At 63.7% G+C, this 26,571-nt stretch carries 26 protein-coding genes; 18 read left to right on the top strand and 8 right to left on the bottom strand.

Annotation, left to right across the window (positions count from 1 at the left end; translation table 11 throughout):
• The first annotated feature begins 25 nt into the window (after positions 1–25).
• On the top strand, positions 26–1,453 hold the full coding sequence (locus NKH23_RS27175; protein WP_352719284.1) for a gamma-aminobutyraldehyde dehydrogenase: 1,428 nt from the start codon (positions 26–28) through the stop codon (positions 1,451–1,453).
• A 49-nt stretch (positions 1,454–1,502) separates the two neighbouring features.
• Here the strand turns inward: NKH23_RS27175 and nhaA are convergent, their stop codons facing one another.
• From nhaA to NKH23_RS27150, 5 genes are all read right to left on the bottom strand, one after another.
• Entirely contained in the window at positions 1,503–2,696 is a 1,194-nt protein-coding gene (nhaA, locus tag NKH23_RS27170; protein WP_352517237.1) for a Na+/H+ antiporter NhaA, read from the bottom strand.
• Between the two features lie 91 nt (positions 2,697–2,787).
• A complete protein-coding gene (locus NKH23_RS27165) occupies positions 2,788–3,351 on the bottom strand; it encodes an ActR/PrrA/RegA family redox response regulator transcription factor (protein WP_023676342.1) in 564 nt (187 codons plus the stop codon).
• Between the two features lie 63 nt (positions 3,352–3,414).
• A complete protein-coding gene (locus NKH23_RS27160) occupies positions 3,415–4,740 on the bottom strand; it encodes an ActS/PrrB/RegB family redox-sensitive histidine kinase (protein ID WP_352719283.1) in 1,326 nt (441 codons plus the stop codon).
• A gap of 89 nt (positions 4,741–4,829) precedes the next feature.
• The gene (gene hrpB / locus NKH23_RS27155) at positions 4,830–7,448 is read right to left on the bottom strand and encodes an ATP-dependent helicase HrpB (protein WP_352719282.1); all 2,619 of its coding nucleotides are present in this window, start codon (positions 7,446–7,448) and stop codon (positions 4,830–4,832) included.
• Between the two features lie 76 nt (positions 7,449–7,524).
• Entirely contained in the window at positions 7,525–8,415 is an 891-nt protein-coding gene (locus NKH23_RS27150) for a DMT family transporter (RefSeq protein ID WP_352915844.1), read from the bottom strand.
• Positions 8,416–8,442: 27 nt separating this feature from the next.
• Between NKH23_RS27150 and NKH23_RS27145 the strand changes: the two genes are divergently transcribed.
• The 14 genes from NKH23_RS27145 (at position 8,443) to dhaK (ending at position 21,152) form a co-directional block, all read left to right on the top strand.
• Positions 8,443–9,132, top strand: coding sequence for a PIG-L deacetylase family protein (locus NKH23_RS27145; protein ID WP_352719280.1), 690 nt, complete (start codon positions 8,443–8,445; stop codon positions 9,130–9,132).
• 212 nt (positions 9,133–9,344) lie between these two features.
• Positions 9,345–10,676, top strand: coding sequence for an ABC transporter substrate-binding protein (locus NKH23_RS27140; protein ID WP_352719279.1), 1,332 nt, complete (start codon positions 9,345–9,347; stop codon positions 10,674–10,676).
• A 112-nt stretch (positions 10,677–10,788) separates the two neighbouring features.
• On the top strand, positions 10,789–11,736 hold the full coding sequence (locus tag NKH23_RS27135; RefSeq protein ID WP_302893612.1) for a carbohydrate ABC transporter permease: 948 nt from the start codon (positions 10,789–10,791) through the stop codon (positions 11,734–11,736).
• A complete protein-coding gene (locus NKH23_RS27130; RefSeq protein WP_353035770.1) occupies positions 11,733–12,683 on the top strand; it encodes a carbohydrate ABC transporter permease in 951 nt (316 codons plus the stop codon). The genes NKH23_RS27135 and NKH23_RS27130 overlap by 4 nt, the downstream gene beginning before the upstream one ends.
• Positions 12,680–12,880 (top strand): hypothetical protein, encoded by a 201-nt coding sequence (locus tag NKH23_RS27125; RefSeq protein ID WP_352665425.1) that lies wholly within the window; start codon positions 12,680–12,682, stop codon positions 12,878–12,880. Before NKH23_RS27130 ends, NKH23_RS27125 begins: the two co-directional genes overlap by 4 nt.
• A gap of 3 nt (positions 12,881–12,883) precedes the next feature.
• Positions 12,884–13,996: an ABC transporter ATP-binding protein gene (locus tag NKH23_RS27120; protein WP_352719277.1), complete on the top strand. Its 1,113-nt coding sequence runs from the start codon at positions 12,884–12,886 to the stop codon at positions 13,994–13,996.
• Positions 13,989–15,002: an ABC transporter ATP-binding protein gene (locus NKH23_RS27115; RefSeq protein WP_023717962.1), complete on the top strand. Its 1,014-nt coding sequence runs from the start codon at positions 13,989–13,991 to the stop codon at positions 15,000–15,002. The genes NKH23_RS27120 and NKH23_RS27115 overlap by 8 nt, the downstream gene beginning before the upstream one ends.
• Before the next feature lie 67 nt (positions 15,003–15,069).
• Positions 15,070–16,713, top strand: coding sequence for a dihydroxyacetone kinase subunit DhaK (locus tag NKH23_RS27110; protein WP_352719275.1), 1,644 nt, complete (start codon positions 15,070–15,072; stop codon positions 16,711–16,713).
• 81 nt (positions 16,714–16,794) lie between these two features.
• Positions 16,795–17,397 (top strand): dihydroxyacetone kinase subunit DhaL, encoded by a 603-nt coding sequence (dhaL, locus tag NKH23_RS27105; RefSeq protein ID WP_352719274.1) that lies wholly within the window; start codon positions 16,795–16,797, stop codon positions 17,395–17,397.
• The gene (gene dhaM, locus NKH23_RS27100; RefSeq protein ID WP_292659370.1) at positions 17,394–17,783 is read left to right on the top strand and encodes a dihydroxyacetone kinase phosphoryl donor subunit DhaM; all 390 of its coding nucleotides are present in this window, start codon (positions 17,394–17,396) and stop codon (positions 17,781–17,783) included. The genes dhaL and dhaM overlap by 4 nt, the downstream gene beginning before the upstream one ends.
• Positions 17,784–17,805: 22 nt before the next feature.
• Entirely contained in the window at positions 17,806–18,108 is a 303-nt protein-coding gene (locus NKH23_RS27095) for an HPr family phosphocarrier protein (RefSeq protein ID WP_352719273.1), read from the top strand.
• Positions 18,092–19,708, top strand: coding sequence for a phosphoenolpyruvate--protein phosphotransferase (gene ptsP, locus NKH23_RS27090; RefSeq protein ID WP_352719272.1), 1,617 nt, complete (start codon positions 18,092–18,094; stop codon positions 19,706–19,708). Before NKH23_RS27095 ends, ptsP begins: the two co-directional genes overlap by 17 nt.
• Before the next feature lie 8 nt (positions 19,709–19,716).
• Entirely contained in the window at positions 19,717–20,139 is a 423-nt protein-coding gene (locus NKH23_RS27085) for a hypothetical protein (protein WP_352719271.1), read from the top strand.
• 26 nt (positions 20,140–20,165) lie between these two features.
• Entirely contained in the window at positions 20,166–21,152 is a 987-nt protein-coding gene (gene dhaK, locus NKH23_RS27080) for a dihydroxyacetone kinase subunit DhaK (RefSeq protein ID WP_352719270.1), read from the top strand.
• A 283-nt stretch (positions 21,153–21,435) separates the two neighbouring features.
• On the opposite strand, the gene NKH23_RS27075 is transcribed toward dhaK, so the two are convergent.
• On the bottom strand, positions 21,436–22,233 hold the full coding sequence (locus tag NKH23_RS27075) for a DUF2259 domain-containing protein (RefSeq protein ID WP_352915838.1): 798 nt from the start codon (positions 22,231–22,233) through the stop codon (positions 21,436–21,438).
• A 170-nt stretch (positions 22,234–22,403) separates the two neighbouring features.
• Between NKH23_RS27075 and NKH23_RS27070 the strand changes: the two genes are divergently transcribed.
• On the top strand, positions 22,404–24,311 hold the full coding sequence (locus tag NKH23_RS27070) for a propionyl-CoA synthetase (protein ID WP_352719269.1): 1,908 nt from the start codon (positions 22,404–22,406) through the stop codon (positions 24,309–24,311).
• A 192-nt stretch (positions 24,312–24,503) separates the two neighbouring features.
• A complete protein-coding gene (locus NKH23_RS27065; protein WP_352719268.1) occupies positions 24,504–25,205 on the top strand; it encodes a metallophosphoesterase family protein in 702 nt (233 codons plus the stop codon).
• Between the two features lie 101 nt (positions 25,206–25,306).
• Here the strand turns inward: NKH23_RS27065 and NKH23_RS27060 are convergent, their stop codons facing one another.
• Complete coding sequence (locus NKH23_RS27060; RefSeq protein WP_192356189.1) at positions 25,307–25,474, bottom strand: Thivi_2564 family membrane protein; 168 nt, start codon at positions 25,472–25,474, stop codon at positions 25,307–25,309.
• 212 nt (positions 25,475–25,686) lie between these two features.
• Here NKH23_RS27060 and NKH23_RS27055 point away from each other — a divergent pair, with 212 nt between their 5' ends.
• Positions 25,687–26,139, top strand: a complete 453-nt coding sequence (locus NKH23_RS27055) for a BA14K family protein (RefSeq protein WP_352719267.1) — start codon at positions 25,687–25,689, stop codon at positions 26,137–26,139.
• 110 nt (positions 26,140–26,249) lie between these two features.
• Here the strand turns inward: NKH23_RS27055 and NKH23_RS27050 are convergent, their stop codons facing one another.
• Positions 26,250–26,438, bottom strand: a complete 189-nt coding sequence (locus tag NKH23_RS27050; RefSeq protein ID WP_352665441.1) for a hypothetical protein — start codon at positions 26,436–26,438, stop codon at positions 26,250–26,252.
• Between the last annotated feature and the right edge of the window lie 133 nt (positions 26,439–26,571).

Genomic DNA, 26,571 nt, shown 5'->3' with positions numbered 1-26,571 from the left:
TCTCGTTCATAAGGGAGAGACTTCCATGGACACGCAGATGCTGATCGGCTCGAAATTCGAAAAAGGCACCGAGACCGAGGAACCGATCCTCAACCCGAAGACCGGGGCGACCATCCTCAATCTGCCCGAGGCCAGCCCGGCGCAGATCGAGGCGGCAGTGCTTGCCGCCGAAAATGCCTTCGTCACCTGGTCCCGCACAACACCGGCGCAGCGCGCCGGCTATCTCCTGAAGATCGCCGATCGCATCGAAGCTGCTGCACAGGATTTCGCGGCGCTCGAGGCACTGAACTGCGGCAAGCCGATCAATGCCGTGCTCAATGACGAGATCCCGGCGATCGTCGACTGTTACCGCTTCTTCGCCGGCGCGGTCCGCTCGATGCCCGGACAGGTCGCCGGCGAATATATTCCCGGCCACACCTCGATGGTCCGCCGCGACGCCATCGGCGTCGTGGCGTCGATTGCGCCGTGGAACTATCCGCTGATGATGATGGCCTGGAAGCTGGCGCCGGCGATTGCCGGCGGCAACACCGTCGTCTTCAAGCCGTCGGAGCAGACGCCGCTGACTGCGCTGAAGCTGGCAAAAATCCTTGCCGAGATCCTGCCGGAAGGCGTCGTCAACGTCGTGCTCGGCCGCGGCGACAGCGTCGGCAACACGCTGATCAACCATCCGAAGGTCAACATGATCTCGATCACCGGCGACGTCGCCACCGGCAAGAAGGTGCTGCAGGCCGCCGCCAAATCGGTCAAGCGCACGCATCTCGAGCTCGGCGGCAAGGCGCCTGTCATCGTCTTCGATGACGCCGATCTCGGTGCGGTGGTCAACGGCCTGCGCGCCTTTGGCTATTACAACGCCGGCCAGGACTGCACCGCCGCCTGCCGCATCTACGCCGGCAAGAAGATCTACGACAAGCTCGTCGCCGACCTCTCCGCTGCGGTCTCGACCATCAAGTATGATCGCCCCGACGACACCGAGAACGAGATCGGGCCGCTGATCTCGCGCCGCCAGCGCGACCGCGTCTCGAGCTTCGTCGAGCGCGCCTCGGAGCTCAAGCACATCGAGATCACCACTGGCGGCAAGCCCGGCGAAGGCTCCGGCTTTTTCTATCAGCCGACCGTCGTCGCCGGCGCGCTGCAGGAGGACGAGATCGTGCGCCGCGAAGTGTTCGGTCCGGTGGTCTCGGTCACCCGCTTTTCCGAAGTCGACGAGGCCGTTAACTGGGCCAATGACTCTGACTACGGCCTGGCGTCATCGGTGTGGACCAAGGACGTTTCGCGCGCCATGGCGACGGCGGCCCGGCTGCAATATGGCTGCACCTGGATCAACACCCATTTCATGCTGACCAACGAGATGCCGCATGGCGGGTTGAAACAATCCGGCTACGGCAAGGACATGTCGCTCTACGCGCTGGAGGACTATACCGCCGTCCGCCACGTCATGGTTGCGCACGGGTAGGGTCCAGATGCGGGGGAAGGTGGCCTGAAGGCCGGAAGTGTTGGCGCGACTATTCTTCGGCCTCGTCCGTCCCGTCCGCGGCCGGCGCCACCAGCAGTACGGCGGCGCCGAGGATCGCGGAGATGAAGGAGCCGGCGAGGATGCCGACCTTGACCGCGTCCTGCAGAGCGACGTCGCTGGCGAAGGCGAGCAGGCCGATGAACAGGCTCATGGTGAAGCCGATGCCGCAGAGCAGCGAAATGCCGACCATGTGCAGCCAGCCAGCATTGACCGGCAAATCGGCGAAGCCGAGCCGGATGGCGAGTGCGGAAGACCCGAAGACGCCGACCAGCTTGCCGGCGACGAGACCGGCGGCGACGCCGAGCGTCAGCGGCTCGGCCAGCGCGGCAGCGCTGAGACCGCCGAGCGAGACGCCGGCGTTGGCAAAGCCGAAAATCGGGATGACGAAAAAGGCGACGATTTTGTGCAGGCCGTGTTCGAGCCGGTGCAGCGGCGAATGGTCGAGATCGTGGCCGCTGCCCGGCGATATCTTCAATGGGATGGTGAGGGCCAGCGCAACGCCAGCGAGCGTCGCATGGACGCCCGATTTGAGCACCAAAACCCACAGAACGATGCCGAGCACGATATAGGGCAGCAGCGTCAGCACCCGCATGCGGTTGAGCACCACCAGCAGCGCGATGACGGCGAAGGCGGCGCCGAGATAGGCGAGCGACAGGCCGCTGGTATAGAACACCGCGATGATGAGCACGGCGCCGAGATCGTCGATGATGGCGAGCGCGGTGAGGAATATCTTCAGCGAGCCCGGCACGCGGCTGCCGAGCAGCGACAGCACGCCGAGCGCAAAGGCGATGTCGGTGGCGGTCGGAATCGCCCAGCCGGACAGAGCGGCTGGATTGTTGCGGTTGATGGCGACGTAGACCAGTGCCGGCACTGCCATGCCGCCGGCGGCGGCGATGCCGGGCAGCACGCGGCGCGGCCAGGTCGAGAGCTGGCCGTCGAGCATCTCGCGCTTGATCTCGAGGCCGACCAGCAGGAAGAACACCGCCATCAGGCCGTCATTGATCCAGTGCGAGACGCTGAGCGGTCCGAGATAGGCATGGAGGGCGGAGAAATAAGCCTCGCCCAGCGGCGAATTGGCGACGATCAGGGCCAAGGCCGCCGCAGCCATCAGGATGAGGCCGCCGGCCGCCTCGCTGTCGAGGAATTCGCGCAGCATGGAGACCAGCCGCTTTTCGTCCTGCATGTCGCCTCCGTCGTATCAGCGGCAAGGTCCGACACCGCCAAGCGATGATGCGCAAACAGCGCTGGCCGGGCAAGCCTGTAGTCAGAGCCCTTTAGCGCGGCGCGCGCTTGGCGAGGATGCGTTGCAGCGTGCGGCGATGCATGTTCAGGCGGCGTGCGGTTTCCGAGACGTTGCGGTCGCACATTTCGTAGACGCGCTGGATGTGCTCCCAGCGCACGCGATCGGCCGACATTGGATTTTCGGGCGGCGCTGCGCGTTCGCCCGCGGTGCGGGTCAGAGCCGCAAAAATGTCGTCGGCATCGGCAGGCTTCGACAGATAGTCGATGGCGCCGAGCTTTACCGCCGTCACGGCAGTGGCGATGTTGCCGTAGCCGGTGAGGATGATGGCACGGGCATCGTCGCGCTTCTCGCGAATGGCAGCGACGACGTCGAGGCCGTTGCCGTCGGCCAGCCGCATGTCGACCACCGCATAAGCCGGCGGATTGGCGCGCGCCTTGGCAACCGCCTCCTCGACGCTCTCCGCCGTCTCGACCACGAAACCCCTGGTTTCCATGGCGCGGGCAAGCCGCGTCAGGAACGGCTTGTCGTCGTCGACGATCAGCAGCGAGGTGTCCTCGCCTTCGACCATTGCGCCAATCGTTTCGTCAGTACTCATCGTGCTGAAAATCCTGCTGCCTGATTTTTACGCAAATATAGTTTCGCAACGGTATTGTCCAATTTAGGCCGTGTCGAACATGGTGGCCGAAGCCTGCTCGGGATTGAGGAAGACGCTGCGCGGCCACGATATCTGCACGATAGCGCCCTCGCCGGGCTCGCTTGAATTGCGGAAATCGAGCGTCGCGCCGGAGCGTTCGAGCAAGGTCTTGGCGATGAACAGGCCGAGGCCGAGGCCGCCGCCGGCTTCGGTGCCCTGGCGCGTCGACATATAAGGTTCGCCGATGCGGTCGATGATCTCCGGCGGAAAGCCCGGCCCGTCGTCGATGATCGAGAAGCTGACGGCGGCCTCATTCCATTTCCAGCGTATGGTGACGTTTTTGCGGGCAAAGTCGACGGCGTTCTCGACCAGATTGCCGAGGCCGTAAATGACGCCGGGATTGCGCCGGCCCACCGGTTCCGGGCCAATGCGCTCGCCCGGCCGAAGCTTGATCGAAATGCCGAAATCGCGGTGCGGCGCCGTCACTTCCTCGACCAGCGAGGTCAGCGGCAGACGCGAGAGGTGCACCTCGCTCTCGGAGGAAAGGCTGGTCAGGCGCTTCAGGATTTCGCGGCAGCGCTCGCTCTGCGAACGCAGCAGCTTCACGTCCTCGCCGTATTTCGGATCTTCGCCAAGCGCCTTCTCCATCTCCTTGGCGACAAGCGTGATGGTGGCGAGCGGCGTGCCGAGCTCGTGCGCGGCGGCCGCGGCGAGGCCGTCGAGGGCCGAGAGATGCTGCTCTCGCTGCAACACCAATTCCGTGGCGGCAAGCGCGTTGGCAAGCAGCCGCGCCTCCTCGGCCACCCGGAAGGCATAGATCGCGGTAAAGGCGATGGAGCAGAACACCGCCATCCACATGCCGGCGACATAGACGAACGGCATCGCCAATGGCGCGCCCTCATGCCAGGGCAGCGGCAGGTGGTAAAAAACCAGCAGCGTCGCCGCCACGATCACCAGCGCGCCGAGCATGGCGGTCAGCCGCAGCGGCAGCGACGTCGCCGAGACGACGACGGGCACGGTCATCAGCAGCGAAAACGGATTGGTGAGGCCGCCGGTCATGTAGAGCAGGCCGGCAAGCTGCAGGCTGTCGAAGGTCAGGATGGCGAAGGCCGAGAACGGTGTAAGCCGATGCGCCGCCGGATAGCGGAAGGTCAGCAAAAGGTTCATCCAGGCCGAACAGGCGATCAGCGCAAAACACATGCTGACCGGCAGCGGAAATTTCAGCCCGTAAGCGACGACAAGCACGGTCAGGCTCTGGCCGACGATGGCAAGCCAGCGCAACCTGATCAGCGTGTTGAGGCGCAGCCGCTGGCTTTGCTGGAAGTCGGGTGCGTGCAGGATGTTTATCATGGCCGACGATTATAGAGGGGAAACAGCCGGAGGTCTTTTCCGAAAACCGCCGAAGCTGGCCCTCGGTTCAGGATGACAGTCTGGAAGCATCAGGTACCGCGCGGCTTGGCTCGGCTGGTGGCGGCGGCGAGAAGCGGGTTCTCCGGCCATACGTGCCTGGGATAGCGGCCGCGCATCTCTGCCCGGACATCGGCCCAGGAGCCGCGCCAGAAGCCGGGCAGGTCGCGCGTCGTCTGGATCGGCCGATGTGCCGGCGACAGCAATTCGAGCGTCAGCGGCACAGTGCCGTTGGCGATCGCCGGATGCCGGTCGAGGCCGAACAGTTCCTGCACGCGGATCGCCAGCACCGGCCATTCACCGTCATAACGGATCGGCAGCCGGCTGCCCGACGGAGCGTCGAAGTGGGTCGGCGCCAATATGTCGATCTTGCGTTGCAATTCGTGCGGTACCAGCGTCATCAGGCCTTGCGAAAGCACGCTGGGATCGATTGCCGCAAAGGATTTGGCACCGGAAAGGAATGGCAGCAGCCAGTCGTCGAGGCGCTCGACGAGCGCGGCATCGGAGACATTGGGCCATGGTGCGCCAAGGCCGCGATGCAGCCAGCCGAGCCGCTGCCGCAACGTCTCCGCCTCCCTGTTCCACGGCAACAGGGACAGGCCGTGTTCGCGCAAGGCGCCGAGAATGGCGCTGTCTGCGTCGGCACCGGTCGGCGCCGGCAGCATGCGTTCGGACAACATGATGGCGCCGAGGCGAACCGTTTCGCGCACCCGCACCGCGCGCCTGTCGCGGTCGAAGCTCACCTCCCGGCGGGTCTCGATCTTTTCCGCCAGCGCGGCACGGATATCCGTCTCATCGATGGCTGCCGCTGCGGTGATGCGGGCGTTCTGCGCCTTGCCCTGCAGGTCGGCGACGACGAGCCAGATCTCGCCGGCCAGCGGATCGGAGGCGTCGAGCATGGCGCCCGAGCCGTTGGCAAGCACGAAGCGACCACGCTCGCCGCGCGCTTTGGCGACCCGATCCGGCCAGGCATGGATGAGGAGCGCCCCGGCGGTGCTGCCCTCCCCCTTGAGGGGGTCCGAAGGACGGGCGAGACCCGCGGCTCGCCCCGGCGCGTCGATGCGCGTAGCGGATCGGGGTGGGGTCGGTCCGGGCACGCCATCGGCGACCCCGCCCCGTCTCCCTCGCTTCGCTGCGCTCAACTCACTCGCCGACCCTCCCCTCGAGGGGGAGGGTGAAGCCTGCTTTGCCAACCTCTCGGCCAGCTGCCGGGCAGCGGTGGCACGCGGCGATTTTTCGGCGTGAAAGCGCATCAGTCGCCGTTCGAGATCGGCGCCGTCGCCGCCAAGGCCACGCTCAGTGAGCAGCACGGCGAGCATCGCCGCCTCGAGCGCCTGGCCGGTCCTTGCCGCCTCGGCGACCATGTGGGCGAGCCGAACCGGTAGCGCCAGCCTGCGCATCGCGGCACCGGCATCCGTCAGGCGTCCTGCCGCATCGACAGCATCGAGGGCGCGCAGCAGCGCCCTCGCCTCGGTGAGCGCCGGAGCCGGCGGGGGGTCGAGGAAGGACAGGCTGGTCGGATCGGCGACGCCGAAAGCGGCGCAATCGAGCAACAGGCCGGAAAGATCGGCCTCGAGGATTTCCGGCGGCGTGAAGGCCGGCAGGGCCGCCGTCTGCTCGGCCCGCCATAGCCGGATGGCGACGCCCGGCTGTGTGCGCCCGGCACGGCCGGCGCGCTGGTCGGCGGAAGCGCGGGAAGCACGCACCGTCTCCAGCCGCGTCAGGCCGCTCGCCGGCTCATAGCGCGGCAGCCGCGACAGGCCGGAATCGATGACGACGCGCACGCCGTCGATGGTGATGGAGGTTTCGGCGATCGATGTCGCCAGCACCACCTTGCGGCGGCCGGGCGGCGCCGGCTTGATCGCCGCGTCCTGCGCCTTGTTGTCGAGCATGCCGTAGAGCGGCACGATGTCGGTGTCGGCGCCTACCTTGCCCGCCAGCCGCTCGGCGGTGCGCTCGATCTCGCGCTGGCCGGGCAGGAAAGCGAGCACGCTGCCCTCCTCCCCGGCAAGCGCCGAGCGGATCGCCCTGGCCATCGCATCCTCGATGGTGACGCCGGCCGGCCGCTCGTCATAGCGGATGTCGACCGGGAAGGCGCGGCCTGCGCTCTCGATCACCGGCGCGCCGGACAGCAATTTTGCGACACGCGCGCCATCGAGCGTCGCCGACATCACCAGCAATCTGAGGTCGGGCCTCAGCGCACTTTGCACGTCGAGGGCCAGCGCCAGCCCGAAATCGCCGTCGAGCGAGCGCTCGTGGAACTCGTCGAATAGCACCGCCGAAACACCGGGCAGCTCGGGATCGTCGAGGATCATGCGGGACAGCACGCCTTCGGTGACGACGAGAATCCTGGTCTTTGCGGAAGTGCGGTTTTCCATGCGCATGGCATAGCCGACGGTTTCGCCGGGCTCTTGGCCAAGCAATTCGGCCATGCGGCGGGCGGCAGCGCGGGCGGCGAGGCGGCGCGGCTCGAGCAGAATGATTTTTCCGGCGCCGAGCCATTCAGCGTGGAGCAGCACCAGTGGAACCAGCGTCGTCTTGCCGGCACCGGGCGGCGCCACCAGCACGGCGCTATTGCCATGGCCGAGCGCTTCATTGAGCGCCGGCAAGACAGCGGAGACCGGCAGTTCCGGCAAAGGTTTTGTGGTCATTGTCCCAAGGATGTGCAGCCAGTTGGCAGCGACCGCATATCAGCGGTGGCGGTCGCGGCGCAACCTCCGCGCCGACTCAAAGCCTGGTCCGCGAAAACGGGTTCCAGCGCACGGTGCCGAGCCGCACCTCCTCGCGCACCATCGTCAGCAGACCGGAACCACCGACCACGGCCAAGCCGACCAGCGACAGAAAATCGGGATATTCCCTGAAGAACAGCGCACCTAGAATCACCGCCCAGACGATCTGCGAATAATGCGTTGGCGCGATGCGGTTGGCCGGTGCGTATTTGATCGCCAGCAGATGCAGCAGCTGACCGCCGGCGGTAAAGGCGCCGGCGAGCACCAGCCACGCCCATTGCCTGCCATCCGGCAGCGAGAACGAGGTGGCCGCCGCACCGACGCCGTTGAAGAGCAGGCCGTAGCCGATCAGCACGCCGAGCATCGTCGTGCGCTTTTCCTGCGCGGCCAGCGAACGCATCAGGATGACATTGGTGGCGGCCAGGAAGGCGATGATGAACGCCGCCAGATGACCAAGCTGCAACTCGCGAAACCCAGGCCTGACGACCAGCATGACCCCGGCAAAGCCGGCGACGACCGCCAGCCATCGCCATGGGCCGACCTTCTCCTTGAGGACCAGCGTAGCCAGGATGGTGACGAACAGCGGCGCCAGGAAGATGAGCGCATAGACTTCTGCCAGCGGGATGGTGGTGAAGGCATAGACGCTGAGCACGCCCGAGGCGATGCCGGCCCAGGCGCGGGCCTGTACCGCCCACGGCCGGGTCGTGCGCCAGAAATCGCGCCAGCGCTCGCTTGGCGGCCTGGCAAAGAGCAGAAAGCAGCCGGCAAACAATGTCGAGAAGAAGCCGATCTCGAAGACGTTGAACTGCCCGCCCAGGCTTTTGACAACGGCGTCGCTGCACGAATAGCTTGCATAGGCGATGAGAGCGAGCAGAATTCCGTTGGGCACGTTTTTCCGTTTCCGGGAGAGATGAGAGTGAAGATACTGGCGCTTGGCGCGCATCCGGACGACATCGAGATCTTCATGTTCGGTACGATGGCGGCCTATGCCGCGCAAGGCGCAGAACTCTTTTTTGCCATAGCCACGGATGGCGCCAGGGGCGGCTACGGCGATCCGGCCGCGCTTGCCCGCACGCGCCGCAAAGAGGCGACGGCGGCGGCCGGCCTGCTTGGCGTGACGCCGCGCTTCCTCGACTTTCCCGATGGCGCGCTGGTGGCGGATGCCGCGCTGATCGGGGCGCTGAAAGCACTGATTGGCGAGATGGGGCCGGATCTGGCGATCACCCATGCGCCGAACGATTATCATGGCGACCACCGCGCGCTGTCGGATGGCATGCGCATCGCGGCATCATTTTCCGTGCCGGTGCTGCATGCCGACACGTTCGCCGGCACCGGGTTTTCGCCAACGCACTACGTCGATACCTCCAGGTATTTCGATCTCAAGGCGGAGGCGATCCGGGCGCACCAGTCGCAGGATCCCGAGCGTTTCGTCGACGCGGCGCGCACGCAGAACGCCTTTCGCGCCGGCCAGTGCAACGGCCCAGCCGGATCGTTCGCCGAGGCCTTCCGCTTCGAGCCGGTCTTCCCCTTCGCCGATATCCGCGCGCTGGTGCCGCTGGCCCCGGTGATCCGTCCGGTGGCGGTCAGCAACAAGACGGTGACCTAGGCAGGTCGCCGCAACTTCTCACGTTGCTTTCCTATCCAGCATGCTGCGATGCAGCAACGAATTCGCTTGCCTTGTTTAGTAAAAATTGCATCACTAAACAAATTACTAAACATCCGGTGCGCCGCCGCGTCGTTGTGTTTGGGCCCCGGAGGAGGGGTTTAGCGGGCTCTTGAAACCGTCATCCGGACGCGTTTCGCAAATGGGAGGAAGGCATGAAATCGACCTTGAAACTGACGTTGGGACTGGCCTCGACACTCTTTGCGTCGACAGCCGTTTCGAACGTCGCGCAGGCAGAAGATCTGACGCTTTGCTGGGCAGCCTGGGACCCAGCCAACGCGCTTGTGGAATTGTCCAAGGACTTCACCAAGGAAACCGGCATCGGCATGAAATTCGAATTCGTGCCGTGGACCAACTATGCCGACCGCTTTCTCAACGAGCTGAATTCGCACGGCAAGCTGTGCGACCTCATCATCGGCGACAGCCAGTGGATCGGCGGTGCCGCCGAGAACGGCCATTACGTCAAGCTGAACGACTTCTTCGACAAGGAGAAGATCAGCATGGACGATTTCGTGCCGGCGACCGTCGTCGGCTACTCGGAATGGCCGAAGAACTCGCCGAATTACTGGGCGCTGCCGGCCATGGGCGACGTCGTCGGCTGGACTTACCGCAAGGACTGGTTCTCTAAGCCGGAGCTGCAGAAGGAATTCAAGGAAAAGTACGGCTGGGATCTTGGCCCGCCGACGACCTTCGACCAGCTGAAGCAGATCGCCGAATTCTTCCAGAAGCGCGACATCGACGGCAAGACCGTCTATGGCGCGTCGATCTACACAGAGCGCGGCTCGGAAGGCATCACCATGGGCGCCATGGACGTGCTCTACAGCTTCGGCTTCCAGTACGAAAACCCGAAAAAGCCCTACGAGATGGAAGGCTTCGTCAACTCCGATAAATCGGTGAAGGGCCTGGAGTTCTACAAAGCCCTCTACGATTGCTGCACCCCTCCCGGCGCCTCGAACAGCTACATGGGCGAAGGCGTCGATGCCTTCAAATCCGGCCAGGTGGCAATGCACATGAACTTCGCCTTCACCTGGCCAGGCCTGCAGAAGGACGAGAATGTCGGCGGCGACAAGATCGGCTATTTCGTCAATCCCAAAGGTCCGGACGGCGACCAGTTCGCCCAGCTCGGCGGCCAGGGCATCTCGGTGGTCTCCTATTCCGACAAGCAGGAAGCCGCGCTCAAATACATCAAATGGTTCGCCAACAAGGACGTGCAGTCCAAATGGTGGTCGCTCGGCGGCTATTCCTGCCTCAACGCGGTTGTCAAGGACCCGGGCTTCCCGGCCAGCCAGCCCTATGCGCAGACCTTCCTCGACTCGATGGCAATCGTGAAGGACTTCTGGGCCGAGCCGAGCTACGCGCCGCTGCTGCAGGCGTCGCAGAAGCGCTTCCACGACTATGTCGTCGCCGGGCAAGGCTCGGCCAAGGATGCCCTCGACGGCCTCGTCAAGGACTGGACCGAGGTCTTCCAGGACGACGGCAAAATGTAACCGGCTCCTCCCGAGCCCATGACCGAACCGTCCCGTGCCACCCTTGGCACGGGACACAGTTCAGATAAATTCCATTGTCGAGACGAACCAAGTGACCGAAGCGGGACTGACCATGCTCAATCGGACGGCGGACAGCGTTGCCCGGGCTACGCCCGAGCCGTTGGCCCGCAAGGTCCGGGGCATCAGCGACAAGGGCCTCGCCTGGCTGTTCATCTCGCCGACGATCCTGTTGCTTCTAGCCATCAACATCTTTCCGCTGTTCTGGGCAATCTATCTGTCCTTCACCAATTTTCGCGCCAATCGCCCCAACGAGGTTGTGAAGAATCTCGGGCTGGCCAACTACAAGCGCATCCTCGCCGACCAGGACATCTGGATCGCCATGCAGACGACGGCGCATTTCGTGTTCTGGACCATCCTGCTGCAGACGCTGATCGGCTTCACGCTGGCCTGGCTGATCGACCGTAAGTTTCGTGGCCACGCCTTCTGGACGACAATCATCCTGGTGCCGATGATGCTGTCGCCGGCGGTGGTCGGTAATTTCTGGCGCTTCCTCTACGAGCCGCAGATCGGGCTGTTCGCCTACGCCGTTTCGTTCGTCACCGGCATCCCGGCAACGCAGATCAGCATGCTCTCCAACGTGTCACTGGCGCCATGGTCGATCATCATCGTCGACACCTGGATGTGGACGCCTTACGTGATGCTGATCTGCCTCGCCGGCCTGCGCTCGATCCCCGAATACATCTACGAAGCGGCCGAGGTCGACCGCGCCTCCAACTGGCGGCAGTTCTGGTCGATCACACTGCCGATGGCGCTGCCCTTCATCATGCTGGCGGTGCTGTTTCGCGGCATCGAGAACTTCAAGATGTTCGACATGGTCAATTTGCTCACCGGCGGCGGGCCGGGATCGACCACCGAAGTGGCCTCGATCACGCTGAAGCGGCAGGCCTTCGAAAGCTGGCGGACGGGCTATTCCTCGGCCTTCGCCATCATCCTGTTCGTCGCGGTGTTCGGGCTGGCCAACATCTACGTCAAGGCGCTGAACAAGGTGAAGCAGAGATGAGCCTGACGTCAGCCCACTCCGTTGTCGCACCGTCGGCCACGTCGAAGCGCGTCGCCGGCACGATCATCGCCGTCTACGCGCTGATCTCGATCGTGCCGCTGCTGTGGATCTTCGCCACCAGCTTCAAGACGCCGCCGGATTCGATCGCCTACCCGCCGAAGATCCTGTTCCAGCCCAGCCTCGAAGGCTATTGCAACCTGTTCACGACGCGGACCAGGCAGACGCCGGAATACATCAACTCGCTGGGGCCAGCGGCCGGCCTCTGCGATGCGACGGTGCGCAAGCGCAATATGGTCATCGCCGGCCCGTCGAACTTCATGCCGCGCTTCGTCAATTCGCTGATCATCGCCTTCGGCTCGACCTTCTGCGCGGTGTTCCTCGGCACGCTGTCGGCCTACGGTTTTTCGCGCTTCAAAGTGCCGCTCGCCGACGACCTTTTGTTCTTCATCCTGTCGACGCGCATGATGCCGCCGATCGCGGTCGCGATTCCCATCTACCTGATGTATCGCGAGCTTGGCCTGTCGGACACGGCGCTCGGCATGATCCTGCTCTATACGGCCGTCAACGTGTCCTTGGCGGTGTGGCTGCTGAAAGGCTTCATCGACGAGATCCCGCGCGAATACGAAGAAGCGGCGATGATCGACGGCTACACCAGGCTGCAGGCGTTCTGGCGGACCGTGCTGCCGCAGGCGACCACCGGCATTGCCGCAACAGCCATCTTCTGCCTGATCTTTGCCTGGAACGAATATGCCTTCGCCGCGCTGCTGACTTCGGGCACGGCGCAGACCGCGCCGCCCTTCATCCCGACCATCATTGGCGAAGGCGGCCAGGACTGGCCGGCGGTAGCTGCCGGCACGACGATCTTCCTGGTGCCGATCCTGGTCTTCACCATCCTGCTTCGCAAGCAATTGTTGCGCGGCATCACCTTCGGCGCGGTGCGCAAATGAACCTGACCACTAAACGCAAATCGCGCTGGCCCGTCTGGGCCAGGCGCGGGCTGATGGAAAACGTCGCCACCGCGATCATCGCCATCGGCTTCCTGATGCTGTTCCAACCCTTCGCGCTGGCGCTCTACACCTATTCCTTCATCACCATGCTGGCCGGCACGGCGATGTTCATCATCGTCTCGAAATTTCCGGAGTAGACGATGGCCGAGATCAGGGTGGAACATCTGAGGAAGGCATTCGGCGATTTCGTCGCCGTGCAAGATTCCAACTTCGTCGTCGAGGACGGCGAATTCTTCGTCATGCTGGGGCCGTCGGGCTGCGGCAAGACGACGACGCTTCGCATGATCGCCGGGCTCGAACTGCCGACCGGCGGCAAGATCCTGCTTGGCGGCGAGGACGTCACCATGCGGCGTGCCCGCGAGCGCGACATCGCCTTCGTCTTCCAGCTGTTCGCGCTCTATCCGCACATGAATGTGCGGAAGAACATCGGCTTTCCACTGCTGGCGCAAGGCATGCCAGGCGCCGAAATCCGGGCCAGGGTGGAAGAGACGGCGAAGCTTTTGCGGATCGACCATCTGCTTAACAAATCCGTCTCCGGGCTTGCCGGCGGCGACCGCCAGCGCGTTGCGCTCGGCCGCGCCATCGTGCGGCGGCCAAAGTGTTTCCTGATGGACGAGCCGCTCGGCACGCTCGACACCGAATTCCGCGACCTGATGGTCCATGAGCTGCGCGAACTGCACAACCGCATCCACGCCACCACCGTCTATGTCACGCATGACCAGATGGAAGCGATGTCGATGGCCGACAAGATCGCGGTGATGAACCATGGCGTCATCGAGCAGTTCGGCACGCCGCGTGAGATCTACGATCGGCCGGCAACGATGTTCGTCGCCGACTTCATCGGCTCGCCGCCGATGAATTTCCTCAGCTTCGGCGGCGGGCTTTCAAAGGGTACCAGGGAAATTGTTGTGCAAGGCGCGAAGGTGGCCGTGCCGGAGGTGCGCGAGGATGTTGCGCCGGCCGAGATGGCGCTTGGCATCCGGCCGGAGCACATCCGTTTCGACGACGCTTCGAAGCTGCGCGGCGCCATTTATGGCACCGAATATCTCGGCACCACGCAGATTGTGGCGGTGGAGACGGCAGACGGCATCATCAAGGCCAGGGTGCCGGCCGAAATCCGGCTCAATCCGGGCGATCATGTCGGCCTGGCGCTGAGCAGCGCGCGGCTGTCGCTGTTCGCAAAAGGATCCGGCCGTGCGGTGCGCACCGAAATCCATGACTCGGCCTCCCAGGGGAGAGCGCATCATGGCTGACGTTCACATCAAAGGCGTGACCAAGGTTTTTGGCGAGCATGTCGCCGTCGACAATCTCGACCTGCATATCGCCGACGGCGAATTCGTCGTGCTGCTCGGGCCGACCGGCGCCGGCAAGACGACGACGCTCAGGCTGATCGCCGGGCTGGAGCGGCCCGAAGCGGGCTCGATCCATATTGCCGGCCACGACACGACGACGCTGTCGCCGGCCGAGCGCGACACCGCTTTCGTGTTCCAGCAATATTCGCTCTATCCGCATCTGTCGGTCTACGACAACCTCGCCTTTCCGCTGCGCTCGCCGGCGCGGAAAATGCCGGAGGACCAGATCCGCCGCCGCGTCGAGGATGTGGCCAAGATGGTGCGCATCCACCACAAGCTGAATAATCGCTCGACCAAACTCTCGGGCGGCGAGATGCAGCGCGTCGCCATCGGCCGCGCTTTGGTGCGCAAGCCGTCGATCTACCTGATGGACGAGCCGCTGTCGTCGCTCGACGCCAAGCTGCGCGCCGATCTCAGGCTCGAGCTGAAGCGCATCCAGGCCGAACTCGGCGCTACAATGCTCTACGTCACACACGACCAGATCGAAGCGATGACCATGGCCGACCGCATCGGCATCCTCGCCGACGGCGTGCTGGTGCAGATTGGTTCCCCGCGCACGATCTATTCTGAGCCGGCAAACCTTCACGTCGCGGCAAGGCTCGGCCAACCGGCCATCAATTTGTTGCCGGTCGGCTTGCTGCCGGATGGCGGCGCGCCGGCGGGAACCAAGACAATCGGTGCGCGTACCGAACATCTTTCGATCGAGAAGGCCGCGAACGGCCATGCCGACGGCGTCGTCGATTGGGTCGAGCATCTCGGCGACCAGAACCATCTGCACGTGACGGTGGGGACCAAGAAGCTGGTGACGCTGACCGACCCCGACACCGACCTGGCGCAGGGCGACAAGATCATGATCCGCTATCGCTCGCCGCTGTATTTCGGCGCCGATGGGCGACGGCTGATGTGAGCGCTGCGCGAGTGTTTTCCTGGCACCTTTCAACCGGCAATTTCGGGCACCGGACTGGACCAATTCGATGAAGCATTTTTTCAATCGCAGGGATACGATCGTAACTGAGGCCCTGGACGGCTTTCTCGGCACGACCGGCGCCGGCGATCTCGCTCGCCTCGACGGCTATCCCGAGATCAAGGTCATTCTCCGCGCGGACTGGGATAAGACCAAGGTCGCGGTCATTTCCGGCGGCGGGGCCGGGCACGAACCCGCGCATGCCGGTTTCGTCGGCATGGGCATGCTGACGGCGGCGGTTTCGGGCGAGATCTTTGCTTCGCCGAGCGTGGAAGCGGTATTGGCCGCCATCCGCACGGTGACCGGTCCCGCCGGATGCCTGCTGATCGTCAAGAACTATACCGGCGATCGCCTCAACTTCGGCTTGGCCGCCGAGAAGGCGCGCGCCGAAGGCTTCCGCGTCGAGATGGTGATCGTCGCCGACGACATTGCCCTCCCTGACATTGCCCAGCCGCGTGGCGTTGCCGGCACCTTGTTCGTTCACAAGATCGCCGGCCATCTGTCGGAAGCAGGCGTTGATCTGGCGGGGGTTGCCGCGGCGGCGCGGGCCGCGGCGGCGGACATCGTTTCCCTCGGCATATCGCTGTCATCCTGCTCGATCCCCGGCCAGAGCCATGACGAAAGATTTGGCGCCGAGGACGCTGAACTCGGCCTCGGCATCCATGGCGAACCGGGCGTTGAGCGGATTGCGGTGCAAAGTGCCGAAGCGCTGGTTGCGATCATGTCGGAGCGCCTTGCCGCGCGGCTCGATCCCGCCAGCGACTACGCCTTGCTGATCAATAATCTCGGTTCGGTGCCACCGCTGGAAATGTTGCTTGTCGCCAATGCGGTGTTGGCTTCACCGCTGGCACGAAAGGTGACGCTGACGATCGGGCCCGGGCAGCTTATGACCGCGCTCAACATGAACGGCTTTTCTCTGTCGCTGATCCGGCTCGATGCGCCGCGCGAAGCAGCCTTGCGGGCGCCGGTCGGCCCTCACGCCTGGCTGCCGGCAAGAGCCGTTCGCCCAACGAGCGTCGTGCCGGTGGCCAAAGCTGCCGGCCCGGACAACGCGTCGAAAGCCAGCCAGGACGCGCGCACCGAGCGGCTGGTGGTCGCGGTCTGCGAACGGCTGATCTCGCTTGAAGGCGCGTTGAACGGACTGGACGCCAAGGCTGGAGACGGCGACACCGGATCGACTGTGGCGGCCGGTGCGCGCAGCGTGCTTGGCCGCGTTGCGACACTGCCGCTCGCCGACCCTGCCGCAACGCTCGCCGCCGTCGGCGACATCCTGAGCGCCAGCATGGGCGGCTCTAGCGGCGTGCTGTTGTCGATCTTCTTCACCGCCGCCGCGCAGGCGCTGCAGTCTGGCGAAACGCCTCCCAAGGCACTTCTCGCCGGCCTGGATCGGATGTCCTTCTATGGCGGAGCGAGGATCGGCGATCGCACGATGATCGATGCCCTGGAACCCGCCTTGAGGGCGCTGGATAGGGGGAGTCTGGAAGATGCGGCGGTCGCGGCGCAACGCGGAGCCGAGGCCACCGCGGCCATGCGCAAGGCCAAGGCCGGGCGGTCCGCCTATATTGGCAGCCAGCTCGACGGCGTGGTCGACCCCGGCGCCTTTGCCGTCGCCGAGGTCTTCACTGCCCTCGCCGCGTTGCTCGAACCCGCTTGACTGGGGAAAAGAATGCTTCAATTGCCGGATATGCAATTTTCTCGTACTGCCGGCGGCGCAGGGGCCAGGAGCATGGGTGACATGGCGGTAGCGGATCTCTCCAGGCTGATCGAGGCGTCGGCAAACACCATCGCCGCCCATGCCGAAGAGCTGACCAGGCTCGACCAGGCGATCGGCGACGGCGACCATGGGCTCAACATGAAACGCGGCTTCGAGGCCGTGCGAGCCGAGGCCGGTGCGTTCGCGGCAAAGCCGTTGCCCGAGGCGCTGAAGGCGATCGGCACCAAGCTGGTGATGACCGTCGGCGGAGCCTCCGGTCCCTTGTTCGGCACGCTGTTCATGGCGCTCGGCAACGAGATTTCCGCCGCGCCGGATCGCGCCAATCTGGCGGCGGCCTTCGGCAAGGCTATCGAAGCGGTGGCCGCCAGAGGCAAGTCGCAGGCCGGGCAAAAGACCATGCTCGACGTGCTGCAGCCGGTGCATGAGGCCCTCCTGCAGGGAAAGACGGCAGCGGACATCGTCAACATTGCCGACAGTGCAGCCGAGGCGACCGTGCCGATGAAGGCGTTGCGTGGGCGCGCCTCATTCCTTGGCGACCGTTCGATCGGTCATATGGATGCCGGCGCACGCTCGACCGCGCTTCTGGTGCGGGCCGTAGCCGAAGCAATCGAGAGGCGCGCATGAGCAATGTCGGCATCGTCATCGTATCGCATTCGCCGCTGGTCGCCGAAGGCACCGCCGACATGGTGCGGCAGATGGTTGGCAACGAAGTGCCGCTTGCATGGTGCGGCGGAAACGGCCATGGCGGGCTGGGAACCAACGTCGAGGCGATCATGGGCGCCATCGACAAGGCTTGGTCGGAGGCGGGTGTCGCGATCCTCGTCGATCTCGGCGGTGCCGAGACCAATAGCGAGATGGCGGTCGAGATGATCGGCGAACCACGCGCCCAGAAGATCATCGTCTGCAATGCGCCGATCGTCGAAGGCGCGGTGATGGCGGCGACCGAGGCTTCCGGCGGCGCCTCGCTCAAGGAAGTGGTGGCGACGGCGCACGAATTGTCGCCGTCGTGAATGAACGGGAATTTTGACAAGCATGTCCGCAGCAGCCGAAGCCAGCGTCCTGATCACCCATGAGGTGGGACTGCATGCGCGTCCTTCGGTGAAGTTCACCAAGCTTGCCAAGACGTTTTCGGCCGACATCGAGATTGCGCTCGCCGCCAACGGACCGTGGCTCGACGCCAAGAGCATCGTTAAGGTAATGGCTGCGAAAGCGCCGAAAGGTACTGTCCTGCATATCAGAGCCAGAGGGGACGGCGCCGGTGAGGCGGTCGGCGCGCTGGTCGAGCTGGTGCGGCGCGATTTCGACGAAGGCAAGGACCATGCCCGAACCGCTTAGGCTGCAGGGCATTTCGGCATCGGCCGGCTATGCCGAGGGGCCGCTGTTCGATCTGGACCAGGCTACTGTGCGTTATGTCCGCAAGGCGACTGCCGCGGACGAGAAAGCGGCGCTTGAGGCCGCCATCTCCATTGCCGCAGGCCGGCTCGCGACATTGATCGAAACCAGCGACAGCGAGGCGGCCGGGATCCTCGAATTCCAGCTCGCCATACTGGAGGACGACGCGCTGACCGGCCCGGCTTTTTCGCACATCGCCGAGGGCATGGCTGCTGATGTGGCTTGGCGAACAGCGCTCGACGCCGAGATCGCCGGCTATGAAACATCCGACCAGGACTATTTCCGGGCGCGTGCGGCCGATATGCGCGATATACGCGACCAGGTGCTGCGCGCGCTGACCGGGGGCGGCGACATTGCCGCACCGGCGGGTGCGATCTTCTACGGCGAGGATATCGCACCGACGCGCTTCCTCGAAACCGACTGGAGTGCCGGCGGCGGCATAGCACTTACAGCCGGAAGTGCCGCAAGTCATGTCGCAATGCTGGCACGCTCGCGCGGCGTGCCAATGGTGGTGGGGCTTGGACTCGTGGCGCATGGGGTGGCCGGGCCCGGTGCTTCGCCGGCTCACCTTACCGGAATCGCACTGCTCGATGCCGAACATGGCGGCATCGTGTTGGCGCCTTCGAAAGCGGAGATCGCCATATTCCGGCGATCGTCGTTGTCTTTCGCAGCGCATCGCGGCAAAGCGGCAGCCTATCTGACAAGGCCGGCGGCAACGAAGACCGGCATAGCGGTCCGGATGCAGGTGAATATTGCCGATCCGTCCGATGTCGACACCATCGATGTCGCGACCTGCGACGGTGTCGGGCTGATGCGGACCGAATTCCTGTTCGGCAAGACACTGCCGGACGAGGAGACGCAATATCGCGCCTACCGCAAAGTGCTGGAATGGGCAGGCGACAGGCCGGTAACGATCCGTACCGTCGATGCGGGCGGCGATAAGCCTGTGCCGGGCCTGACCGTCGAGGAAGGTAATCCATTCCTTGGCCTGCGCGGGATCAGGCTGTCGCTGGCGCGCCCAGAGGTCTTTCGCGTGCAGATCCGCGCCTTGCTACGCGCCGCCATGCACGGCAATCTGAAGGTGATGTTCCCGATGATCGCCGTCCCGGAAGAGTATGGACGCGCCACCGCGCTGTTCGCAGAGGAGCAGGCTGACCTTTTGGCGTGCGGCATCGCGCAAAAAATGCCGCCGCTTGGTATCATGGTCGAGGTGCCGTCGGTGGCGATTGCGCCGGAGGCATTCGCCAGGGCCGCCTTCTTCTCGATCGGTTCGAATGATTTGACCCAATACGTGATGGCCGCCGCTCGCGACAACATTTCTGTCGCACATCTGAATTCCGTCAGGCACCCGGCCGTGCTCCGGCTGATCGCCTCCGTTGCCGCCTTCGGCCGCGAGCATAATATCCCGGTCAGCCTGTGTGGCGATGCCGGCGGCGACCCCGCCTCGATCCCGGCGCTGCTCGAAGCCGGCCTGCGTGACCTCTCCGTCGCTCCCGCCCAACTCGCGATGGCTAAGGCGGCCATCGCGGACGTTTCGATCTAGGCCCCGGCATGGCAGACAAGGCGTCGCAATCCGGCCCCGAAGAGGCGATCCGCGCCTACAAGACGATCCTGTCGCAGGTGATCGACCAGCGCCCATCCGGCATGCGCCAGCGCCTCGCCGACGCGCTGGGCAAGCACCGCAGCTTCGTCACGCAGATTTCCAGCCCGGCCTATTCGACGCCGATACCATCGAAGCATTTGCCGGCTATCTTCTCGGTCTGCCATTTCAGCTCGGCCGAACGCGATCATTTCCTTGACGCATATCATCGGGCGCATCCGGGAAAGATGTCGCTGGCTGCAGGCATGCGCAAGACACGCCATGTCTCGCTGATCGTTCCCGATTTCGGCGACGACAAGCAGAACGCGGCGCTCGACCGGGCGGTCAACGATTTCATCCAGAAGATCACCAGCATCGCCGGCAAGGGCAGCTGACGCTGGGCTATTTCGGGAGGACAGCCATGAAGAAATTTCTGAATTCGGTCGATACGGTGCTGACCGAGAGCCTCGACGGCTTCGTTGCCGCGCATGCCGACATCCTGGCGCTTGGCGAGGAGCACAAATTTGTCCGCCGCAAGGTGCTCAAGCCGGGCAAGGTGGCGCTGATCTCCGGTGGCGGCTCGGGTCACGAGCCGCTGCATGGCGGGTTCGTCGGGCATGGCATGCTGGATGCCGCCTGCCCCGGCCAGGTATTCACCTCGCCGACGCCTGACCAGATGATGGCGGCGGCCGAAGCCGTCAATACGGGCGCCGGCTGCCTGTTCATCGTCAAGAACTACGAGGGCGACGTGATGAATTTCGACATGGCCGCTGAAATGACGGAAGGCGTGATGCAAATCGTGACCAATGACGACGTCGCGGTCGAAAACTCGTCCTACACCACCGGCCGGCGCGGCGTCGCCGGTACGCTGGTGGTCGAGAAAATCGTCGGCGCGGCAGCCGAACAAGGCATGCCACTGGAGCCGTTGAAGGCGCTGGGCGAGCGCGTCAACGGCGCGACGCGCTCGATGGGCGTGGCGCTGACCAGTTGCACCGTGCCGGCGGCGGGCAAGCCGACCTTCGATATCGGCGACGGCGAGATGGAGTTCGGGGTTGGCATCCATGGCGAGCCCGGAAGGCGGCGCGACACATTGAAGAGCGCCGATGCTATCGCCGAGGAGATCTGTACCGCAATCCTGGGTGACCTGGGCGACGGTGCCAGAGGCCAGGCGCTACTCTTCGTCAACGGCTTTGGCGGCACACCGTTGATGGAGCTCTATCTGATGTACAACAGCGCCCGCAAAATCTTCGAGAAGCACGGCGTGACGGTGGCCCGTTCGCTGGTCGGATCCTATGTGACCTCGCTCGACATGGCCGGCTGTTCGATCACGCTGAGCATGCTCGACGACGAGGCGGCTGTTTGGTGGGATGCACCGGTACATACGGCCGCGCTGCGCTGGGGCATGTAGCGGCGCAGGATGTCCCAGAAATAGTCGGTGATAGGACCGACATCGGCAACGCCGCGCATCGTCAGACAGTTGCCCTCCTCACCCTGCGTAAGATAAAGGATCTGCGGGTTTGGGGAGTTCGAGGATGCGTTACAATTGGGATCGGGCGCCGACGGGTTTCGAGCGCCATGGAAAGATGCTGGCAGCCGCCTTGCTGATCGCCGGTGGGGTCGGCCTTATGCTCGCTGCCCTCCCGCTCTAGGGACAACAACTCGGGTAGCGGACTACTTCTCAGCGCGTTGCCTCAGCGCGCCTGGCCAGTCACGGCGATGAAACGGCGGTCGCGCCCTTCAAATCCCTGACTGAAGCGCTGCACGAGCACGACAAGCACGCCCGGTTTTCCATCCGGGGTGAATGCGTAAGATTCCGACAGGCTGTAGGAAGTCGGGCAATTCCTCGAACCGGGCACCGCCTTGTCCTCATGGAGCAGCTTGATCGGCTTGCCGTCCTGACCCTGCAGCGTCAGGCGAAAGCCGAGCGCCTTGCCGATCGTCTCGCCTTGCTGCGTCCCGTCGAAACTCGCTGAACAATCCGCAGTACTATCGGCAAGGATCTGCTCGAGCTGGATGGTCGAAATGCCAAGCTCGTCATAAGCCGGCGAAAGCCATTTCTGCGAAACCTGCTCGAGGCGCGCAATGTCGTTGTAGGCGACCAAGTCGTCGGGAAAGGTGAATTTGTCTAAGCCCGTCCGCTCGCCGCGCGGCGCTATGGCATATTTGGCCAGCAAGGGCGCCGCCTGCGCCGCGGCACGCTCCCGCGCCTGCGCAAGCGTCAGTGTCGCATCCTCCGTCTCGTCGACGATGACGATCGGCTTGCCGCCGACGAACTCATCGGTGCGCGTGTCGATGATGTCGATCTCCGACCAGCCCGAATCCGAAGCACCGGCATCGAGCGTGCCGTACTGTTCGAAGGCGAAGTAGTTGCCGTCGGGCGAAAAGCCGATGACGCGCCGGGCCGCCGCGTCGCCGGCCTGAGCAGATGAAGCGAGCACCAACGCCAGCATCGCAACCACGGAAAACCCAAGCTCGCATCGCAATTTCATCGCGCCCTGCCCCTAATGCCGAAAATTCGGCCGATACCGGCCCCCAGACCACCATGACCCGCACTTGCGGCCAAGTTAGAACGACGGCAAACGAAACGCACAAATACATGGTTACACAAGCCAGCATACGCTATTTCAAGGACAGCAAACATTCCTGGGGAGGAAGCTGGATGGCGTCACGCTACCATGAGGTCTATGACGACTGGAAACGCGACCCGGAAAAATTCTGGGCCGATGCAGCGAGTGCAATCGCCTGGTTCTCGCCCTTCGAGACCGTGTTCGACGCCAATGCCGGCGTCTATGGCCGATGGTTCAATGGCGCCTCGTGCAACACCTGCTTCAATGCCGTCGATCGTCATGTGACGGGCGGTCGCGCCGACCAGATCGCGTTGATCCATGACAGCGCGATTTCCGGCACAATCACGAAATTCACCTACGCTGAGCTGAAGCGCGAGGTGGTCGCGCTGACCTCGGTGCTCAAGAACCGCGGCATCCAAAAAGGCGATCGCGTCATCATCTACATGCCGATGGTGCCGGAAGCAGCCTTCGCCATGCTTGCCTGCGCGCGGATCGGCGCCGTGCACTCGGTTGTCTTCGGCGGCTTTGCCTCGCATGAGCTCGCCACGCGCATCGACGATGCCAAGCCGAAGCTGATCATCTCTGCGTCCTGCGGCCTGGAGCCCGGGCGTGTCGTTGCCTATAAGCCGCTGCTCGACAAGGCGATCGAGATGTCGCGGCACAAGCCCGAAAGGTGCCTCATCCTGCAGCGCGACCAGCTGCGCTGCGAGCTCAGGGAAAATTACGACATCGACTATGCCGACGCCGTGGCGCGTGAGCGGGCCGCCGGCGCCAATGTCGACTGTGTTCCGGTGCTTGCCACCGATCCGCTCTACATCATCTACACGTCGGGCACGACCGGCCAGCCGAAGGGCATCGTGCGCGACAATGGCGGCCATATGGTCGCGCTGAAATGGTCGATGGAAAACGAGTTCGGCGTCAAGCCGGGCGAAGTGTTCTGGGCGGCTTCCGATGTCGGCTGGGTAGTCGGCCATTCCTATATCGTCTACGGCCCGCTGCTGCATGGCTGCACGACCGTGCTGTTCGAGGGCAAGCCGGTCGGCACGCCCGACGCCGGCACCTATTGGCGCGTGATCGCCGAGCATGGGGTGGTTGCGCTGTTCACCGCACCAACCGCCTTTCGCGCCATCAAAGGACAGGACCCGAAAGGCGAATTCGCCCCGAAATACGACCTGTCCAAATTCCGCACGCTGTTCCTCGCCGGCGAGCGCGCCGATCCGGAAACCATCAAATGGGCGGAGCAGAAATTGAACGTGCCGGTGGTCGACCATTGGTGGCAGACGGAGACCGGCTCGCCGATGACCATCAACCCCGCCGGACTGGGCCTTTTGCCGGTCAAATACGGCTCGCCCGGCGTGCCGATGCCTGGCTACGACATTCGCGTGCTGGACGATGCCGGGCATGAGGTCAAGCGCGGCACGCTTGGCAATGTCGTGGTGAAATTGCCGTTGCCCCCCGGCTGCCTGCCGACGCTGTGGAATGCCGACGAGCGGTTTCGCCAAGCCTATCTCGAGGAGTTCCCCGGCTTCTACAAAACCGCGGATGCCGGCATGATGGACGATGACGATTATCTCTATGTCATGGCCCGCACCGACGACATCATCAATGTCGCCGGCCACCGGCTGTCGACCGGCGCCATGGAGGAGGTGCTGGCCGCGCATCCCGATGTTGCCGAATGCGCCGTCGTCGGCATTGCCGATGCGATGAAAGGCCAGGTTCCACTCGGCTTCGTCGTGCTGAATGCCGGCGTCGACCGCGACGCCGGCATCATCGAAAACGAGGCGGTCACGCTGGTGCGCGAACGGATCGGCCCGGTCGCTGCCTTCAAGACGGTGGTGACGATCAAGCGCCTGCCGAAGACGCGCTCCGGCAAGATCCTGCGCGGCACCATGCAGAAGATTGCCGACAAGGAGGAATGGGCCATGCCGGCAACGATCGACGACCCGGCCATCCTCGACGAGATCACCGCCGCGCTGAACCGCCGCGGCATCGGCCTGTAGGGACGCCGAAGCCGAGTTGCGTCCGAAGCTCCGGTATGGAACGACCGGCGCCGGACATGGTATCCACGCGTTGTGTCGCCATGTTGTTCCGAAATCGAGGCGCACCCACAGCCATGCGAGATGCCATACGTGACCCTGTTCCAGCGATCGAGAAAGCCCCAGGCCGCGGCACGCCAGCGGCTGGAGATCGATATGCGGGGCACAGTCGTCTATGCGATCGGCGACGTGCATGGCTGCTACAAGGAACTCCGCGCGCTGGAGCAGAAGATCCTGCTCGATTCGGCATCCTTCGAAGGGCGCAAGCTCATCATCATGCTCGGCGACTACGTCGATCGCGGGCCTCAGTCGGCGCGTGTGCTCGATCATCTGCTGGCGCCGCCACTCCAAGGCTTCCAGCGCATCTGCCTTGCCGGCAACCACGAAGTCGTGATGCTGAACTACGTCGACGGGATCATTTCGCGAGAGTCGTGGCTGGCGATAGGCGGCCTGCAAACGCTGTTTTCCTACGGCGTCGATCCGTCGCGCATGGCCGATCTCTACGGTTCAAGCGAGGAGGTCGACCGGCGCATTCGGGAGATCATTCCCGCCGGCCATATCAGCTTCATGCGCGCGCTGCCGGTCATGGTCTGTTCGGCGAAATTCGTGTTCGTTCATGCCGGCATCAGGCCGGGCATCGAGCTGGCCGCGCAGGACGAGAACGACCTGCTCAACATCCGCTCGGAATTTTTCGAAGCCGCGCATCTTCTCGACCGCTACGTCGTGCATGGGCATACGCCCGTCGACATTCCGCAGCTCGAGGGGCGCCGGCTTGGCATCGACACCGGCGCGTTCCAAAGCGGCCGGCTAACCGCCCTCAGGATCATCGACAAGCGCGCCAGGCTGATATTTTCCTGAGCGGGAAGGTCTCGAGCCTACTACGCACGAGTAGGCCCAAAGCGCTGGGTTGTCCTGCTCAGTCGGACGCCAGCAGCGTCGCATATCGCAATCATGGTGGCTTAAAACACTGCGAGGTACTTCAGCAGCGAAATGATGCCGATAATGATCACGATAATTTGGGCAATCTGACGAGTACGACCATCAAGCGGCAGCCGGTTGACCAGATACAGCACCAGAATGATTACAAGGAAAGTGATCAGAATGCTGATCAAAGGAGTGCCGGCCATTGTCCCTCACTGTATGAAACGTAGAAAAACAAGCCAGCAACACCGCGCTGCGTGAAGATTGCCCATGCTTGCTCGAGCCGTAGCACCTGGCGAGTGATTCGAACAGCCTGGCTGGCGGTGTCGAAAGCTGTCTGACACGCCATGGAACCTTGACCTCTTTAAATCGTTTTAAATTCGAAGAGGGATATCAACCATCCCTTCAAAGGAGATTTATGAACAAGATATTATCGGGTTTGCTCGCGGCCACGTTGTCAGTTTCATTCGTGACGGCAGCCGGGTCAGCCGGCGCAGCTCAACTGTTCCTGCCGCAAACACCTTCCGTTTCGTCCGATGTGGCGACGGTCGACTACAAGCCGTGGATGAAGCGGAAATTCAACCGCAATCGCAATTTTTCGCGCAACGATGGCGTGAACTGGAACGGTCATCGCGGCTATCGTGAATACCATCGCGGCTATCGCCGCCATGGTGACTACTGGTTTCCGCTGGCGGCCTTCGCTGCCGGCGCGGTGATCAGCGGCGTGATCATCAACAACAACCAGAACCGGGTCAGTCGCGGCGATTCGCATGTACAGTGGTGCTATGACCGATACCGGAGCTATCGAGCTTCAGACGATACATTCCAGCCTAGCTATGGCCCTCGGCAGCTGTGTAATTCGCCGTACTGAGACGTAAGGTTTTTTACCGCATCAAAAACCCCGCATCGCGCGGGGTTTTTCGTAGCGGCGCCAAGGCGGCGAAGGAAAGGCGAACGTAGCGTGGATCTCGGCTTGAGTGTCTATTCCAGACGGAATTCGACAGCGTGCGCTTCAGCCTCCGTAATAAGGCCGCCGTCGACGGCGGCTTCGAATGCTTTGGCAAAATACTGATCATCGGAAGTCTGGTGATCCTGGCCCGAAAGATCGACCGGATACGCGCCGATCACCCGGCCCGTAATTTTCTCGATTACCGTCACGGTCCGCTGCATCGGTTTTTCTCCAATTAAACAGAACCTATAGCACACAGAATAGGAACATCAGCGGCAGCCGCTCGCGAGCGGCTTCGAAACATTCGAGCTACACCCACATGATGAGACGATCTTCGAGGCACTATTCGGATAA

Origin of the sequence: Mesorhizobium sp. M1328 (genome assembly GCF_040318075.1) — a bacterium.
GTDB lineage: Bacteria > Pseudomonadota > Alphaproteobacteria > Rhizobiales > Rhizobiaceae > Mesorhizobium.
This window is presented reverse-complemented; position numbering and strand designations above follow the sequence as displayed.

Excerpts from the sequence above, each read along its gene's own strand:
- NKH23_RS27175 (WP_352719284.1), top strand. The coding sequence starts at position 26 with ATGGACACGCAGATGCTGATCGGCTCGAAATTCGAAAAAGGCACCGAG.
- nhaA (WP_352517237.1), bottom strand. The coding sequence starts at position 2,696 with ATGCAGGACGAAAAGCGGCTGGTCTCCATGCTGCGCGAATTCCTCGAC.
- NKH23_RS27165 (WP_023676342.1), bottom strand. The coding sequence starts at position 3,351 with ATGAGTACTGACGAAACGATTGGCGCAATGGTCGAAGGCGAGGACACC.
- NKH23_RS27160 (WP_352719283.1), bottom strand. The coding sequence starts at position 4,740 with ATGATAAACATCCTGCACGCACCCGACTTCCAGCAAAGCCAGCGGCTG.
- hrpB (WP_352719282.1), bottom strand. The coding sequence starts at position 7,448 with ATGACCACAAAACCTTTGCCGGAACTGCCGGTCTCCGCTGTCTTGCCG.
- NKH23_RS27140 (WP_352719279.1), top strand. The coding sequence starts at position 9,345 with ATGAAATCGACCTTGAAACTGACGTTGGGACTGGCCTCGACACTCTTT.
- NKH23_RS27135 (WP_302893612.1), top strand. The coding sequence starts at position 10,789 with ATGCTCAATCGGACGGCGGACAGCGTTGCCCGGGCTACGCCCGAGCCG.
- NKH23_RS27130 (WP_353035770.1), top strand. The coding sequence starts at position 11,733 with ATGAGCCTGACGTCAGCCCACTCCGTTGTCGCACCGTCGGCCACGTCG.
- NKH23_RS27125 (WP_352665425.1), top strand. The coding sequence starts at position 12,680 with ATGAACCTGACCACTAAACGCAAATCGCGCTGGCCCGTCTGGGCCAGG.
- NKH23_RS27120 (WP_352719277.1), top strand. The coding sequence starts at position 12,884 with ATGGCCGAGATCAGGGTGGAACATCTGAGGAAGGCATTCGGCGATTTC.
- NKH23_RS27115 (WP_023717962.1), top strand. The coding sequence starts at position 13,989 with ATGGCTGACGTTCACATCAAAGGCGTGACCAAGGTTTTTGGCGAGCAT.
- NKH23_RS27110 (WP_352719275.1), top strand. The coding sequence starts at position 15,070 with ATGAAGCATTTTTTCAATCGCAGGGATACGATCGTAACTGAGGCCCTG.
- dhaL (WP_352719274.1), top strand. The coding sequence starts at position 16,795 with ATGGCGGTAGCGGATCTCTCCAGGCTGATCGAGGCGTCGGCAAACACC.
- dhaM (WP_292659370.1), top strand. The coding sequence starts at position 17,394 with ATGAGCAATGTCGGCATCGTCATCGTATCGCATTCGCCGCTGGTCGCC.
- NKH23_RS27095 (WP_352719273.1), top strand. The coding sequence starts at position 17,806 with ATGTCCGCAGCAGCCGAAGCCAGCGTCCTGATCACCCATGAGGTGGGA.
- ptsP (WP_352719272.1), top strand. The coding sequence starts at position 18,092 with ATGCCCGAACCGCTTAGGCTGCAGGGCATTTCGGCATCGGCCGGCTAT.
- NKH23_RS27085 (WP_352719271.1), top strand. The coding sequence starts at position 19,717 with ATGGCAGACAAGGCGTCGCAATCCGGCCCCGAAGAGGCGATCCGCGCC.
- dhaK (WP_352719270.1), top strand. The coding sequence starts at position 20,166 with ATGAAGAAATTTCTGAATTCGGTCGATACGGTGCTGACCGAGAGCCTC.
- NKH23_RS27075 (WP_352915838.1), bottom strand. The coding sequence starts at position 22,233 with ATGAAATTGCGATGCGAGCTTGGGTTTTCCGTGGTTGCGATGCTGGCG.
- NKH23_RS27070 (WP_352719269.1), top strand. The coding sequence starts at position 22,404 with ATGGCGTCACGCTACCATGAGGTCTATGACGACTGGAAACGCGACCCG.
- NKH23_RS27065 (WP_352719268.1), top strand. The coding sequence starts at position 24,504 with ATGCGGGGCACAGTCGTCTATGCGATCGGCGACGTGCATGGCTGCTAC.
- NKH23_RS27060 (WP_192356189.1), bottom strand. The coding sequence starts at position 25,474 with ATGGCCGGCACTCCTTTGATCAGCATTCTGATCACTTTCCTTGTAATC.
- NKH23_RS27055 (WP_352719267.1), top strand. The coding sequence starts at position 25,687 with ATGAACAAGATATTATCGGGTTTGCTCGCGGCCACGTTGTCAGTTTCA.
- NKH23_RS27050 (WP_352665441.1), bottom strand. The coding sequence starts at position 26,438 with ATGCAGCGGACCGTGACGGTAATCGAGAAAATTACGGGCCGGGTGATC.